Source organism: Rhodopseudomonas parapalustris (assembly GCF_053772255.1).
Window position 1 is genome coordinate 66,488 of sequence record NZ_JAMKBZ010000018.1, and the last position, 14,748, is coordinate 81,235.

The window sequence follows — 14,748 nt, forward strand, 5'->3', positions numbered from 1 at the left end:
ATTAGCCCGCCGGATACAGCGCGGCGTATTCCTGCGCGTAGGGCGCGTAGGAATCCTTGAGCGTCGCCGAGTTCAGCAGCATGGTGGCAACCAGCCGGCCGGTGGCGTCATAGGCTTCGCTGCGCACCCACATGCTTTCGGTGCGCTTGCTGCCGGACAGCGCCACCACCTTGCGCTCGATCCGATACGGCTCGCCGACGAACAGCGGCCCGTGGATCAGCCGGATCTCCTGATCGGCGAACAGGCCCACCACCGGTCCGCGCACCGGCAATCCGTCCTGCTTGCTGAGATACTGGAACAGTACGCTCAGCATCTCCAGCGGGATAATTGCCTTGCCCCACGGCGAACCGCCTCCCGGTCGATAATATGGCGACGGCTCGGTGATGACTTCGAGCTTCTGTGCCAGCGAGAATGGATACAGCTCGCCCATGATCTGCTCATGGTCCATCTGCGCCGCCTGGGTCTTGGTCGTCATCCCGACCGAGACGTCGCGCAGGATCACCGGGTCGGCCAGCGGCTTCAGTTCGGTGAGCCGTACATCGAGCGCCGAAGCCGGCGCGTCGCGGCCGACCGAGACCGTGCCGCGCAGCACTTCGGTGCCGTCGCGCTTGACCATGCGGATGGTGGTATGGCGCGCGCCGGCCACCGGCTTGTCGACGATCGCCTGCACGTCCTCGCCCTCGAACGCGGCGTTACGATAATGCGCCGAGATGCAGCCGGTTTCGAACCACTCCTTGCCCCACAGCCGTTCGCACAGCGGCGCGAACTGGCTGAAATGCGTCGGGCCCTCGATGGTGCCGCCCTTGAAGCCGAGCTTCTGCGCGGTGGCGTCGTCGTGGATCGAGGCGTGCGAGTCGTAGACCTGCGCGTGCAGCATCTGCCGCGGCTGTCGCCACGGCCCGGCCAGCGCCTCGCCGGTATCGTCGATCGGCGTCTCGAAAGCGGCTTGCGTCATCGTCTCACTCCCAATGCGTTCGGACAGTCGTCGGCTGCTACCAGGTATCGATGCAGGGCCGCTTGCGCTCGGTGCGCTCCGGCGGCGTCGGCACCGAGCGCAGCCCGGCCATGACCCAGCGCCGCGTCTCGGCCGGATCGATCACATTGTCGATCTCGAACACCGAGGCGATCGAGACCGCCTTGCCGTTGGCATACAGCTCCGCGACCTTGTTCTTGTAATAGGCTTCCCGCTCGGCCGGATCGGCGATCGCCTCCATCTCCTTGCGGAAGCCGAGTCGGACGTAACCTTCCAGCCCCATGCCGCCGAATTCGCCGGTTGGCCAGGCCGCGGTGAAGAACGAGGCGTGGAAACCACCGCCGATCATCGATTGCGCGCCGAGGCCGTAGCCCTTGCGCAGCACGATGCCGAACAGCGGCACGGTGAGGCTGGCGCCGGTGACGAACATCCGCGCGACGTGGCGGACGATCGCGGTCTTCTCCGCTTCCGGACCGACCATGAAGCCGGGCGTATCGCACAGCGACACGATCGGAATGTCGAACGCATCGCAGAGCTGCAGGAAGCGCGCCGCCTTGTCGCCGGCGTCGGCGTCGATCGCGCCGCCGAGATGCTTCGGATTGTTGGCGATCAGGCCGAACGGCTTGCCCTCGATCCGGATGAAGGCGGTGATCATGCCGACGCCGAAATCGCGGCGCAGTTCGAGCACCGAGTCTTCGTCCGCGATCAGATCGATGACGTTTCGGATATCGTACACCCGAAGCCGGTTCTCCGGAATCGCCTGCCGCAGCAGGCGCTGGTCCGGCGCCTTCCATTCGCTCACCGCGCCCTGGAAATAGGACAGATATTTCTGCGCGACCCGGGTCGCCTCTTCTTCGTCCTGCACCAGAATGTCGACCACGCCGTTCGGCGCCTGGAACGACACCGGGCCGACTTCGGCCGGGTGATACACGCCGAGGCCGCCGCCCTCGATCATCGCCGGTCCGCCCATGCCGATCGAAGCGTTCTGGGTGGCGATAATGACGTCGCAGCAGCCGAGCATCGCGGCGTTGCCGGCAAAGCAATAGCCGGAGACGACGCCGACCACCGGCACTAGGCCGGAGAGCTTGGCGAACTGCACGAAGGACGGGCCGTCGAGCCCGGTCATGCCGAGCCGGTCGGTGTCGCCGGGCCGGCCGCCGCCACCCTCGGCGTAGAACACCAGCGGCATCCGCCACTGCTCGACCAGCGTCAGCATCCGGTCGATCTTCTTGTGGTTCATGTGGCCCTGGGTGCCGGCCAGCACGGTGTAGTCGTAGGCGATCACCATGCAGCGCGCGGCATGCTCGCCGAACTCCGCGGCATTGACGGTGGCGATGCCGGTGACGAGGCCGTCGGCCGGGGTGTTCTTGATCAGGTCGTCGAGCGAGCGGCGCCGGCGCTGGCCGGCGATCGCCAGGCTGCCGTATTCCATGAAGGAGCCGTCGTCGACGAGCTGCGCGATGTTCTCGCGCGCGGTGCGCTGATTGGTCTTGCGCCGCCGCCCCACCGAGTCCGGCCGGTTCTCATCGAGGGTGTTGGCCTGCCGCGCCAGCATCTCGGCGAGGTCGGGCCGGATCGCGTCGAGATCGACATCCTGTTCGGCGACGACGTGATCGCCTTCGACGTCCTGCGGTTCGAAATACAGGATCGGCTCGCCCTGCATCAGCGTCACGCCATCGGCGGCGACGATGCGCCGGATGCGGCCGCCCTGCTCGGCCGCGACCAGATGCTCCATCTTCATCGATTCGATCACCGCGAGCTGCTGCCCTGGCCGCACCACGTCGCCTTCCGCGACCGTGATCGCCACCACGGTGCCCTGCAGCGGCGCAGCGATCGCGACCGCGCCCTCGGGGACCGGCTCCGAAGCAGCCGTCGGGCTGCTGCCGCGCGGGTCGGCGCCTTCGGTCGCGATCAGCGGATGGTCGAATTGCTGCGCAGCCTCGACCAGCTCGGCAACATGGCGATCGATGAAGCTGGTGCTGACCCGATTGGCCTTGAAATCGGCGTGCGCGAGGATCGCCTGCAGCAACGGCACGTTGGTAGCAACGCCGCCGATGCGGAATTCGCGAAGCGTCCGCGCGGCCTTTGCGACCGCCTCGGCCCAGTCGCCGCGGCCATGCACGATCACCTTGGCGAGCAGCGAATCGTAGGAAGCGCTGGTGGTGTAGCCGGCATAGCCGAACGTATCGACGCGGACACCCGGCCCTGATGGTGGCTCGAAGATCGCCAGCGTGCCGCCGGTCGGCTTGGTCGCGCCTTTGGCGTCCATCGTCTCCATGTTGACGCGGAGCTGGATCGCGAACCCGCGCGGCCGCGGCACCGAGGGCTGATCGAGGCCGAGCGAGGCCAGCGTCGCGCCGCCCGCGACCGCGAGCTGGGCACGCACCAGATCGATCGACAGCACCTCTTCGGTGACGGTGTGTTCGACCTGCAGCCGCGGATTGGCCTCGATGAACGCGTAGACGCCGGCGCCTTCGCCGGCGTCACCGTCGACCAGAAACTCGAAGGTGCCGAGGCTGTCGTAATTCGCCATCGAGGCCAGCGCCTTGGCGGCTTCGACGATTCTGGTGCGAAGGCTCTCCGACAGCGACGGGCTCGGCGCGATCTCGATCAGCTTCTGGTTGCGGCGCTGAATGGTGCATTCGCGCTCCCAGAGCTGGCTGACGCCGCCGTGACGATCGCCGATGATCTGCACCTCGATATGCCGCGCGTTGCGGATCAGCCGCTCGGCATAGACGCCCTCGTAGCCGAACGCCGCCTTGGCTTCGGACTGGCAGCGCACATAGGCGTCGGCGAGATCCTCGGCGCGCTCGACGATACGCATGCCACGGCCGCCGCCCCCGGCCATCGCCTTGATCATCACCGCCGGCTTGTCGCCGAGGGATGCGAAGAATGCCTGAACCTCCTCCAGCGTCGATGGACCAGCGGTACCGGCGATAATCGGCACGTCGCAACGCTTGGCGAGTTCCTTGGCCGCCACCTTGTCGCCGAACAGCCGCAGCGCCTCGGGCGACGGCCCGACAAAGGTGATGCCCTCCTCGGCGCAGCGCCGCGCCAGGTCGGCATTCTCGCTGAGGAAACCGTAACCGGGATGCAGCGCATCGCAGCCAGCCGCTTTCGCCGCCGCGATCACCGCCTCGATGTCGAGATAGGCCCGCGCGCCGCGGCCGGGAATCTGCTCGGCGTGATCGGCGATGCGGACGTGCAGTGACGCCGCATCATCGGCGGGATGGATCGCCACTGTGGTCAGGCCGGACTCGGCGGCGGCGCGCGCGATACGGATCGCGATTTCGCCGCGGTTGGCGATCAGCAGTTTTCGAAACGACATTGGGATTTCCTCGGCAGGTCGCATGAGCCGGCGACGCCTTCGCGTCGCCGGCCGTCTCGTTTCACAGCGCCGCGTTGGCGTTGAGCTCTTGCTTCTTCACCTTGCCGGTCGCGGTCATCGGCAACGCATCGATAATACGGATCTCGGGCACCTTGTAGACCGCCATGCGCTCGGCGCACCAGGCCTGCAGCTCGGCCGGGGTGATCGTGCCCTCGGCCTCCGGCTTGAGCTGAATGAAGGCAACCGGCACCTGGCCCTTGCTGGCATCGTCGCGCCCGACCACACCCGAACCGAGCACTTTTGGATGCTGGCCGAGCAATGCTTCGATCTCCGGCGGAAACACGCTCATGCCCTTGACCTTGAGCATCTCCTTGCGGCGACCGAGGAAGTGGAGGAAGCCATCGGAATCGATGGTGCCGATGTCGCCGGTGCGCAGCCAGCCATCGACCAGCGATTCCGCGGTCGCCTCGGGCTTATTCCAGTAGCTCTTCAAGAGCGACGGCGTGCGCACCCGGATTTCGCCTTCGCCGCCAAGCGGCACCAGTTCGCCGGTCTCGAAATCGGTGATCTTGAACTCAGCGCCCGGCACCGGTAGGCCGACGAAGATCGGCTGCGACACCAGATCGAAATCGTCGCCCTGAAAGCCTGCCGTGAAGGTGTTCGAGGTGTGGGTCTCGGTCATGCCCCAGGCGGCTTCGGTGAGGATCGTGCCGGTGAGATCCTTCCAGCGCTTGCGGTAGGTCGGGTTGAGCTTCTTGACGAACGATACCACCCGCACCTGGCTGAGCGAGGACAGATCGAACTCCTTGAAGCGCGGGTGATCCATCAATTCGACCGCGCCGTCGACCGGCATCGCGGTGACGTTGACCTTGTAGCGCTGAATCGCGCTCAGCACGCCGAGCGTATCCCACCGCGCCAGCAGCACCAGCGTGGCGCCGGTGAACAACGGGAAGATCAGGCCGAAATTCTCGCCCGCGATCCAGAACTCAGGGAAGAACGACAGGAACACGCTGTTCTGATCGGCCACCACCGAGATGCCGTGATTGGCGGCCGCCGTGTAGACCATGTCGCGCTGAGTGTGGACGCAGCCCTTCGGCATGCCGGTGGTGCCGCCGGTGTAGTTGAGCGCCGCGACATCGTCGAGCGAGGCCGGCGGCAGCGGCTCCGGCTTCGGCAGCGCGGCAAGCGCGGGCAGCAGGTCGGTCGCGCCCGGCACCGCTATCCGCGGGCCGCTGACCGAATCCGGCACCGGGATCGTCGGATTGGCCGGGATCACGTCGGCGAAACTGGTGACGATCACTTCGCGCAGCGAGGTTTCGCCGCGAACCTGCTCGACCACGCCGGCGAGCTGGTCGAGCGCCACGATCACTTCGGCGTCTGTGTCGTTGAGCTCGTAGGACAGTTCGAATGCCCGCGACAGCGGACTGACCGGCACATGGATCGCGCCGAGCTTCAGAATGCCGAAGAATACGATGTGGAACTGCGGACAGTTCGGCATGAACACCGCGACGCGATCGCCTTTCTTCACGCCCTTCTGCATCAACAATTCAGCAAAACGGTCGCTCTGCTCGTCGAGATCCGCATAGGTGGTGACGTGGCCGTAGAAGATCACCGCCGGCCGCTGCGGTGCCGATTTCGCCCAGGCGCGCAAGTACTCGCTGAGCGCGACTTCGCCGTGCAGATACTGCGGCTCGCGCGGCGTGCCCTTCGGCCACGCCTTGGCCCACAGCTCGTGCAGCTTTGCCAGATAGTCGGCTTCCTTGGCGTCCACGGTCATGTCCCGTCCTTGCTTTTCTTGATTGATCAGTTGCGTTTCATCGTCGGGTCGAGCGCCGCTCGCAAGGATTCCCCGAGCGTGTTGTAGGCGAGCGCGGTGAACAGAATGGCGAGCCCCGGCGGATACATCTGCTCCGGCGCGATCTCCATGTTCTGATAGGCGCGCGCCAGCATCGCGCCCCAGCTCGGATCGGGCGGCTGAATGCCGAGGCCGAGGAAGCTGAGGCTGGCCTCGGCGAGCAGCGCCGCGGCGAGCAGCAGCGTCACTTGCACGATGACCGGCTGGATCGCGTTCGGCAGGACATGACGCCACAAGATGCGGCCGGTCGAGCCACCGAAGCAGCGCGCGGCGTCGACATACAGCTCCTGCCGCACCACCAGCGTGCGCGCCCGCACCAGACGCGCGAGCTGCGGCGCGAACACGATGCCGACCGAGATCATGCCGTTGGTGAGACCGATGCCGAGCGCGCCGGTCACGGCGATCGCCAGCACGATCGCCGGGAAAGACAGGAAACTGTCGATGACGCGGCTGATCATGGTGTCGACCCAGCCGCCGAGGTAGCCGGCCAGGATGCCGACCGGCACGCCGATCAGCACGGCGATCGCAACCGCCAGGAAGCTCGCATACAGCGACGCCATGCCGCCGTAGATCAGCCTGCTCAGCGTATCGCGACCGAGATCGTCGGCTCCGAGCCAATGCTGCGCCGACATTGGCGCTAGCGCCGCATCGATATCCTGGGCGACCGGATCGTATGGCGCAATCCACGGCGCCAGCAACGAGATCACCAGCAGGACGAGCAGGAACGTCAGGCTGATGGCGCCGCGCAGATCGGAGACGAACCAGCGAAGGAACCGGCGAAGCCGACGCCGGCGGTGCTGGTGCTGCGGAGCGGTGAGCGAGACCGTCGTCATGACGAGATCCTCGGGTCGAGCACGCTGTAGAGAATGTCGGTGAGCAGATTGAGCGCCACCACGATCAGCACCATGGTGAACACCACCCCCTGCACCACCGGAAAATCACGGTTCATCGCGGCGTTGACGATCAGACCGCCCATCCCTGGAATGGCGAACACCGCCTCCACCACCACGGTCGCCGCCAGCATCCGGTTGGCGAGCAGGCTGATCACGGTGAGCAGATTGACGCTGACGTTCTTCAGCCCATGCCGCCACAGAATGGACGACGGGGGCAGTCCCTTGGCGTGCAGCGTGCGGACCTGCTGCGACGACATGATCTCGACCAGCGAGGACCGCAGTTGCCGCGCCACCTCGGCGATGCCGCCGGAGGCGAGCGCCAATGCCGGAAGAAGGGCGTGGCTGAGCGCTGCGGCCGGATCCTTCATCAGCGACACTGCGCCGGTCGCCGGCAGCCAATTGAGCTGCAGCGAGAAGAACGCCACCAGCAGCATGCCGAGCCAGAAGTTCGGCACCGCGACGCCGAGCGATGCGACCGCCATCACGATGCCATCGATCCACGAACCCGGCTTCGCCGCGGCGGCGATGCCGAGCGGCACGCCGATCACCAGTGCGGTGAGCAGCGCCAGCGCCACGATCAGCAGCGTGTGCGGCAGGCAGCGCTCGATCGAGGTCAGCACCGCTTCGCTCGATACCAGCGAAGTCGACAGGTCGCCCTGCACCGCCTTCGACAGCCACGAGCCGTATTGCACCAGGAACGGCTGGTTCAGTCCGTAGAGTTCGCGGATCTCGGCAATGCGCTGCTCGGACGCGTTGTCGCCCGCCAGCGTCACCGCGACATCGCCCGGCACCAGCTTGAGCAGCCCGAACACGATGAAGGTCGACAGCACCACCACCGGCACCGCGTGCAACAGACGGCGACCGATGATGCGCAGGCGCGGAGCGTTCAACATGGCGAAACCAGTCCAGAGAAAGGGCGCCGCGATCGATCGCGGCGCCGGGCGATCAGGCGAGCGAGATGTTCTCGAACTTCGGCTTGCCGAGCAGGTTCGGCTGGAAGTCCTTCACCTTCGCCGACAGCGCATCGAGCTCGTACTGGAACGCCAGCGGAGCCGACAGCGCCTGTCCCACGGTGATGCGCTGGATCTTGGCGAACACCGCAGCGCGCTCGGCGAGATCCTGACTGGCGCGGCTCTCCTGGATCAGCTTCGACAGCTCCGGATCGGCGGTGCGGCCGGCGTTGTAGTAGGCGCCTTTGTCGAAGCCGAGCGCGTAGGTCATGCTCGGATCGGGCCGACCGGTCCAGGCCGACACCAACAGATCGAACTTCTTCTCCTGGGCAAAGAACTGCGCGCTGATCTCGGCGATGGTGCCGCGGGTGAACTTCAGCCTGATGCCGACTTTGCCGAGCTGGTCCTGGATGATTTCACCGCGCCGAACCGAGTCCTGATCGGTGTAGCCGCCGATGGTCATTTCCAGCCCGTCCTTGTAGCCGGCTTCGGCGAGCAGCTTCTTCGCCTTCTCCGGATCGTGCGGATAGGTGCCGGCGACGTCCTTGGCGTAGGCCCAGTGGGTGCTCGGCAACGTCATCCGGGCCGGTTCGCCAAGGCCGCTCAGCGCCGCCTTGACGAAGGCTTCGCGATCGAGCGCGAAGTTGATCGCCTGCCTGACCTTGACGTTGTCGAGCGGTGCGCGCGCATAGTTGAAATACACCTGAATGCAGTACAGCGTCGGCGACGAGACCATCTTGAGGTCCTTGGCGCGCTCGATCACCGGCTTCAGCCGCGCCGGCAATTGGAACGTCATGTCGTTCTGGCCGGCGACGACCGAGCGCAGCGCGGTGGCGTTTTCGGGGATGATGTTGAACTCGATGCCGTCGAGGAACGGCCGCCCCTTGCGCCAGTAGCTCTCGTTACGGGCGACGACGATGATCTCGTTGTCGTTCCAGCGCACGAACTTCCACGGGCCGGCCCCGACCGGCTTGCGATCGGTCTCGTTGCCGAGCGCCTTGATGTTGGTCGGAGACACCATCATGCCGGCGCGATCCGACAGGATCGCCGGCAGCGAGGTGTCGGGATTTTTCAGCTTCAACGTCACCTGAAGCGGGCCGGTAACGTCGACAGATTCGATCGTCAGCAGATCGGACTTGACGTTGGAGCGCTGGTCGGAGCGATTGCGATCGAGGTTGAACTTGACTGCCTCGGCGTCGAGCGGCGTGCCGTCGTGGAACTTGATGCCCTCGGAGATGTCCAGCACCATGGTCGTGGGATCGGGATACGACCACTTCGCCATGCCGGGCTTCGGCTTCAACGTGTCGTAGTCCCATTCGACGAGCGTGTCGTACATCGTCCACAGGATGCTGTGATCGGAGCCGGCGCCACCGGTCGCTGGATCGAGCGACGACGGATTGGCGGGCGCAGCAACCTTGAGAATGCCGCCGGTCTTGGCGGCCAGCACTTCGCGCGGCAACCCGATCACGCCAGCCGCGGCAGCGCCGCCGAACAGCGCCAGAACATCGCGACGGCGTAAAGTGCGGTTTCCCAGATCGATCACACGCATGTTGGTCCTCCCATGATTGTTGTCTTTTCTGATTGTCGTTGATCGGGCGGCGGACCGTCGGCGGTCGCGAAATGACAGGCAACACGGTGTCCCGGCCTGACCTCGCGCCACGCCGGCACTTCGGCGGCGCAGCGCTCCTGCACCGAGGGGCAGCGGGTGCGAAACCGGCAACCGGACGGCGGCGCCACTGGGCTCGGAATCTCGCCTTCGAGAATGATGCGGCGATCGACCCGCAAATGCGACGGCAGCGGGATCGGCTCGGCCGACAGCAGCGCGCGCGTATACGGATGCAGCGGATGCTCGATCACGTCTTCGGCCGGGCCGAGCTCCATCAGCTTGCCGAGATAGGTGACGGCGATCCGATCCGAGATGTGCGACACCACCGAGATGTCGTGGGTGATGAACACGTAAGTCAGGCCGAACTCGCGCTGCAGATCGGCGAACAGGTTGAGCACGTCGCCGCGGATCGAGACGTCGAGCGCCGCTACCACCTCGTCGCAGACGATCACTTTGGGACGCAGCGTCAGCACCCGCGCGATGTTGACGCGCTGCTTCTGTCCGCCGGAGAGCTGATGCGGATAGCGATCGGCGGCTTCCGGCGATAGGCCGACCCGCTCCAGCGCCGCGATGCCGCGGCGGCGGCGCGACGCCGCATCGCCCTCGCCGACGATCTCCAGCGGCTCGATCACGCTGTCGATGATGGTCATCCGCGGGTTGAGCGCAGCGTTGGGATCCTGAAACACGATCTGGTAGTCGCGGCGATGCTTGCGGAACGCTTTGGCGCCGAGCGCGGCGGGATCGACTCCCTGATGCAGGATCTGCCCTTCGGTGGGCCTCAACAGCGACACCAGGGCGCGGCCGAGCGTGGTTTTACCCGACCCGGATTCGCCGATGATGCCGAAGGTCTCGCCGGTGCGAACCTCGAAGTCCATGCCGTCAACGGCTTTGACGGTGTCGTGGCCGTCACGAGTGGGAAACAGGATGCGCAGATCGCGCACCGCGATGATCTCGCTCGGATCGGAAGGGGCTGGATGAGTCAATTCACCGCTCCCCGCAAAGCCAACTCGGTCGCGCGCCAGCAACGTGCGGCATGGCCGGCATCGACCTCGACCATCGCCTGCTCGCGCTCGCAGCCGACCGCCGCATGGGCGCAGCGCGCGCGAAAGCGGCAGCCGGCCGGCATCGCATTCGGCGACGGCACCCGGCCGGGGATCGACGACAGCACACCGCGTCGGGCGCTGAGCCCTGGCAACGAACGCAACAAGCCGGAGGTATAAGGATGGCGCGGCCGCGTCAGCACGTCGTCGACCGGCGCATCTTCGACGACTTCGCCGGCATACATCGTGATCATCCGGGTGCAGGTCTCGGCGACGACGCCGAGATCGTGAGTGATGAAGATCAACGCGGTGCCGGTGCGCTCGCTCAGCGACCGCAACAGATCGGTGATCTGCGCCTGCACAGTGACGTCGAGCGCCGTGGTCGGCTCGTCGGCGATCAGCAGCTTCGGCTTGCAGATCAGCGCCATCGCGATCATCACGCGCTGCCGCATGCCGCCGGAGAGTTGATGCGGATATTCGTCACAGCGCCGCTCCGGCGCCGGAATGCCGACCTCGCGCAGCGCCTCGATCGCTCGGTCACGGCCCTCGGCCCGGCTCACCGGAAAGTGTACCCGATAGGCTTCGCTGATCTGATCGCCGACGGTGAACACCGGATCGAGCGCGCTCATCGGCTCCTGGAAGATCATCGCGATGTCGCGGCCGCGCACCGCTCGCATCCGCCGCGGCGACAGCTTCAACAGATCGACACCGTCGAACATGATCGCGCCGCGCACCTGGGCGTTGTGCGCCGGCAACAATCGCAGCAGCGACAGACCCGTGACCGTCTTGCCGCAGCCGCTCTCGCCGACCAGCCCGACACGTTCGCCGGGCGCGATCGAGAAGCCAACGTTGCGTGTGATCGGCAGCGAACCGCTCGCGGTGGCGAACGACAGCGACAGATCGCGCACCGCAAGAAGCGGCGATGCGGCCCCGTCCGGAACGGACGCGCGCTGCTGGTCGATGGTTTGAGCAACCGACATCACCGCGCGTCAGCTCACGACGGCGCAGGCGACGACAGCCGCGATCAGTTCGATTTCGGAAGCTTCTTGCGATACGGCGAATGGCGCCCGCGCCTCGAGCCCGGCATTCCGGGTGCGGTTTCGCATCTGCGCGAACGTCATCGCCATCGACCTCCCTTGATCCGCATCTTGAACGCGCGGGACCGTCGCCGTTTCGGCTTCGCGCCGATTTCCGTCCGGCGACGGCATCGCCATCAAAGGGCACCGGTTGTCGATTGTCAACAATCGACTGTCGCGCTACGAAAGGCAGTGCAACGCGTGCCGCCGCTGGAAAGCCGAGGAGACATCATGGCAGCGACCAACTATCGCAGGCCGGTGACCGACGATGAAACCATGCCGGCGGGCCGTTTCTCTTTGCGCACGCTGCCCGATCAGATCGCCGAAGAGCTCGGCGCAGATATCGTCTCCGGACGACGCAAGGCCGGCGAGCGTCTCGTCGAACTCGACCTGGCGCGCGACTTCGGCGTCAGCCGCGGCCCGATCCGCGAAGCGATCCGCATTCTCGAACGGCGCCGCCTGGTCGAACTCAACCCGCGGCGCGGCGCCTACGTCAAACCGCTGTCGCTGAAGTCGGTCGCCGATCTGTTCAACGTCCGCACCGCGCTGTCGATGCTCGCGGTACGCACGATGGCGACATCGCCGATCGAGAGCTTCGTCGAGACGCTGGCGCGGCGCTGCGACGAACTGAACGCGGGCGTCGAGATCGACGATCCGATCAGCTTCGCGCGCACCACGACCCGCGCGGTCAGAACCATCGCGCGCGGCTCCGGAAACGAGCTGCTGGTCGAGCTGCTCGCCGACCTTGCCAACCAGACGGTGTGGACCACGATCTGGAAATCACCGCTCGATTACCAGACCCGCAAGATCCGCCGACACAGCGCCGACCTGATGACCGCGACGCTCCGCGCGATCCGGCAGCGCCGCCCGAATGCAGCCGAGACGCACTACCGCGAACTGCTCGAAGGCGACCGCGATCGGGCGCTTGCGACTCTGTCACGGATGCGCGGCGAAGCGATCGACTTCAGCGGGATTGCGCCCGCGGACAGCGCCGTGACAACGCCGCCGAAGGCGCGCGCGCCAAGCCGTCCATCGGCCCAACCCTGACGGTATCCCTCGGCAAGCGGCGATTTCATCGTCAGCACGACACGCGGCGGTACTCGAGGCAGGCGTCATCACCGACAGCTACATAACGCATTGAATTTACTCACAAATAGTTCGTATTCCCAATTGACGGAATAGCCATTTCGCGGCAGGGTTTCAGCCGTTCCCTTGCGGAACCTCCGTTACGCCGATGCGAGCGTGGCGGCCGCTGCTGCCACGACGGCCGAGGCGATGCCTCCCCGAAGACCTCTGAGAGAAGCCGTTCCGGACGATGTCGGCGTCCGGCATTGCCGTTTGTATTCATAAGGAAACTTTCATGGCCCATTCCCCTGCGGAGCTCGAAGCGCTGCTGATGCAGCGATCGATGTCCGATCCCGAGCTGTTGGCTGCCACCGAAGCCGCCGCAGATTACCGCATCCTGCCGGACGCCACAGTGATCAAGATCGGCGGCCAGAGCATGATCGATCGCGGTCGCGCCGCCGTCTATCCGCTGGTCGAGGAGATCGTTTCGGCGCGCAAGGACCACAAGCTGCTGATCGGCACCGGCGCCGGCACCCGTGCGCGACATCTGTACTCGATCGCGGCGGGGTTGAACCTTCCGGCCGGCGTGCTGTCGCAGTTAGGAGCTTCGGTCGCTAGCCAGAACGCCGAGATGCTTGGTCAACTCCTCGCCAAGTACGGCATCTCATCGGTTGGCGACGCCGGGCTGTCGGCGGTGCCGCTGTACCTGAAGGAAGTCAACGCAGTGGTGTTCTCGGGCATGCCGCCCTACGGGCTGTGGATGCGCTCCTCCGCCGACGGTGTGATCCCACCGTACCGCACCGATGCCGGCTGCTATCTGATGGCTGAGCAGTTCGGCTGCAAGGCGATGATCTATGTGAAGGACGAAAACGGCCTCTACACGGGCAATCCCAAGACCGACAAGAACGCGACCTTCATCCCGAAGATCTCAGTCGACGAAATGAAGGCCAAGGGCCTGCACGATTCGATCCTCGAATTCCCGGTACTCGACCTGCTGAAGTCATCGCGCCATGTACGCCAGGTCCAGGTCATCAACGGCCTGGTGCCGGGCAATCTGACGCGCGCGCTCGCCGGCGAGCACGTCGGCACCATCATCACCGCGAACTGAGGATCGACCATGGCTGATACCAACCACATCAAGCACGTCGCCTCGCCGCTCGCGCGCCAGACGCTGCTCGACAACAACCTCACCCGCCCGGTCGCCGGCAAAAAGCCGATCCGCATTCTGCCCTGGCTGCAGGTCGTGAAGATCGGCGGTCGTTCGATCATGGATCGCGGCGCGGAGGCGATCCTGCCGATCGTCGACGAACTGCGGTCGCTGCTGCCAGAGCATCGTCTGCTGATCCTGACCGGCGCCGGCGTCCGCGCGCGGCATCTTTACAGCGTCGCGCTCGATCTCGGCCTGCCGGTCGGCTCGCTCGCACCGCTCGCCGCCAGCGAAGCCGGCCAGAACGGTCACATCCTGGCTACGTTGCTGGCGCCCGAGGGCGTGTCCGACGTCGAGAAGCCGACGGTGGCGAACCAGCTCGCGATCCACCTCGCCGCAACCCGCGCGGTGGTTGCGAGCGCCTTCCCGCCCTATCACAATCACGAATTCCCAGGCGCGCGGCTGCCGCCGCATCGCTGCGACGTCGGCGCCTTCCTGCTCGCGGACGCACTCGGGGCCGCCGGGCTCACCATCGTCGAGGACGTCGATGGCGTGTACAGCGCCGATCCGAACGGCCCCGGCGGCGACAATGCCGAGCTGATCGCCGAGACCAGCTATGCCGATCTGGCCAAGCACGACGGCACGCTGCCACTCGACCGCGCGCTGTTCGACGTGATGGCGAATGCCCGCCACATCGAGCGGGTGCAGGTCGTCAACGGCCTGAAGCCCGGCAAGCTCACTGCGGCGCTGCGCGGCCAGCACGTCGGCACCGTGATCAAGACCGGCGCGCAGCCGGCCTGACGCTTGCGACACGG

12 protein-coding genes are annotated in these 14,748 nt (G+C 66.0%); 3 read left to right on the forward strand and 9 right to left on the reverse strand.

The genetic code is table 11. The features are described 5' to 3' along the window. Position 1: 1 nt before the first annotated feature. The 9 genes from M9H71_RS16390 to M9H71_RS16430 form a co-directional block, all read right to left on the reverse strand. Entirely contained in the window at positions 2 to 955 is a 954-nt protein-coding gene (locus M9H71_RS16390; protein ID WP_455406023.1) for a hotdog fold domain-containing protein, read from the reverse strand. Positions 956 to 992: 37 nt separating this feature from the next. Beyond that, positions 993 to 4,301, reverse strand: coding sequence for a carboxyl transferase domain-containing protein (locus M9H71_RS16395; protein WP_455406024.1), 3,309 nt, complete (start codon positions 4,299 to 4,301; stop codon positions 993 to 995). A 61-nt stretch (positions 4,302 to 4,362) separates the two neighbouring features. Next, complete coding sequence (locus M9H71_RS16400; protein WP_455406025.1) at positions 4,363 to 6,078, reverse strand: AMP-binding protein; 1,716 nt, start codon at positions 6,076 to 6,078, stop codon at positions 4,363 to 4,365. Positions 6,079 to 6,104: 26 nt separating this feature from the next. Beyond that, a complete protein-coding gene (locus M9H71_RS16405; protein WP_455406026.1) occupies positions 6,105 to 6,989 on the reverse strand; it encodes an ABC transporter permease in 885 nt (294 codons plus the stop codon). After that, positions 6,986 to 7,942 carry an ABC transporter permease gene (locus M9H71_RS16410; RefSeq protein WP_455406027.1) on the reverse strand — a complete coding sequence of 319 codons (957 nt, stop codon included), beginning with the start codon at positions 7,940 to 7,942 and terminating at the stop codon, positions 6,986 to 6,988. The genes M9H71_RS16405 and M9H71_RS16410 overlap by 4 nt, the downstream gene beginning before the upstream one ends. A 52-nt stretch (positions 7,943 to 7,994) precedes the next feature. Further along, a complete protein-coding gene (locus M9H71_RS16415) occupies positions 7,995 to 9,548 on the reverse strand; it encodes an ABC transporter substrate-binding protein (protein WP_455406028.1) in 1,554 nt (517 codons plus the stop codon). After that, positions 9,539 to 10,588 carry an ABC transporter ATP-binding protein gene (locus tag M9H71_RS16420; RefSeq protein ID WP_455406029.1) on the reverse strand — a complete coding sequence of 350 codons (1,050 nt, stop codon included), beginning with the start codon at positions 10,586 to 10,588 and terminating at the stop codon, positions 9,539 to 9,541. The genes M9H71_RS16415 and M9H71_RS16420 overlap by 10 nt, the downstream gene beginning before the upstream one ends. Then, on the reverse strand, positions 10,585 to 11,625 hold the full coding sequence (locus M9H71_RS16425; RefSeq protein ID WP_455406030.1) for an ABC transporter ATP-binding protein: 1,041 nt from the start codon (positions 11,623 to 11,625) through the stop codon (positions 10,585 to 10,587). The genes M9H71_RS16420 and M9H71_RS16425 overlap by 4 nt, the downstream gene beginning before the upstream one ends. A gap of 9 nt (positions 11,626 to 11,634) precedes the next feature. Continuing rightward, on the reverse strand, positions 11,635 to 11,859 hold the full coding sequence (locus M9H71_RS16430) for a hypothetical protein (RefSeq protein ID WP_455406031.1): 225 nt from the start codon (positions 11,857 to 11,859) through the stop codon (positions 11,635 to 11,637). Positions 11,860 to 11,952: 93 nt separating this feature from the next. Between M9H71_RS16430 and M9H71_RS16435 the strand changes: the two genes are divergently transcribed. From M9H71_RS16435 to M9H71_RS16445, 3 genes are all read left to right on the forward strand, one after another. Further along, positions 11,953 to 12,768: a GntR family transcriptional regulator gene (locus M9H71_RS16435; RefSeq protein WP_455406032.1), complete on the forward strand. Its 816-nt coding sequence runs from the start codon at positions 11,953 to 11,955 to the stop codon at positions 12,766 to 12,768. A gap of 313 nt (positions 12,769 to 13,081) precedes the next feature. Beyond that, positions 13,082 to 13,894, forward strand: coding sequence for an amino acid kinase family protein (locus tag M9H71_RS16440; protein WP_455406033.1), 813 nt, complete (start codon positions 13,082 to 13,084; stop codon positions 13,892 to 13,894). Between the two features lie 9 nt (positions 13,895 to 13,903). After that, complete coding sequence (locus M9H71_RS16445; RefSeq protein WP_455406034.1) at positions 13,904 to 14,734, forward strand: amino acid kinase family protein; 831 nt, start codon at positions 13,904 to 13,906, stop codon at positions 14,732 to 14,734. Positions 14,735 to 14,748: the final 14 nt, after the last annotated feature.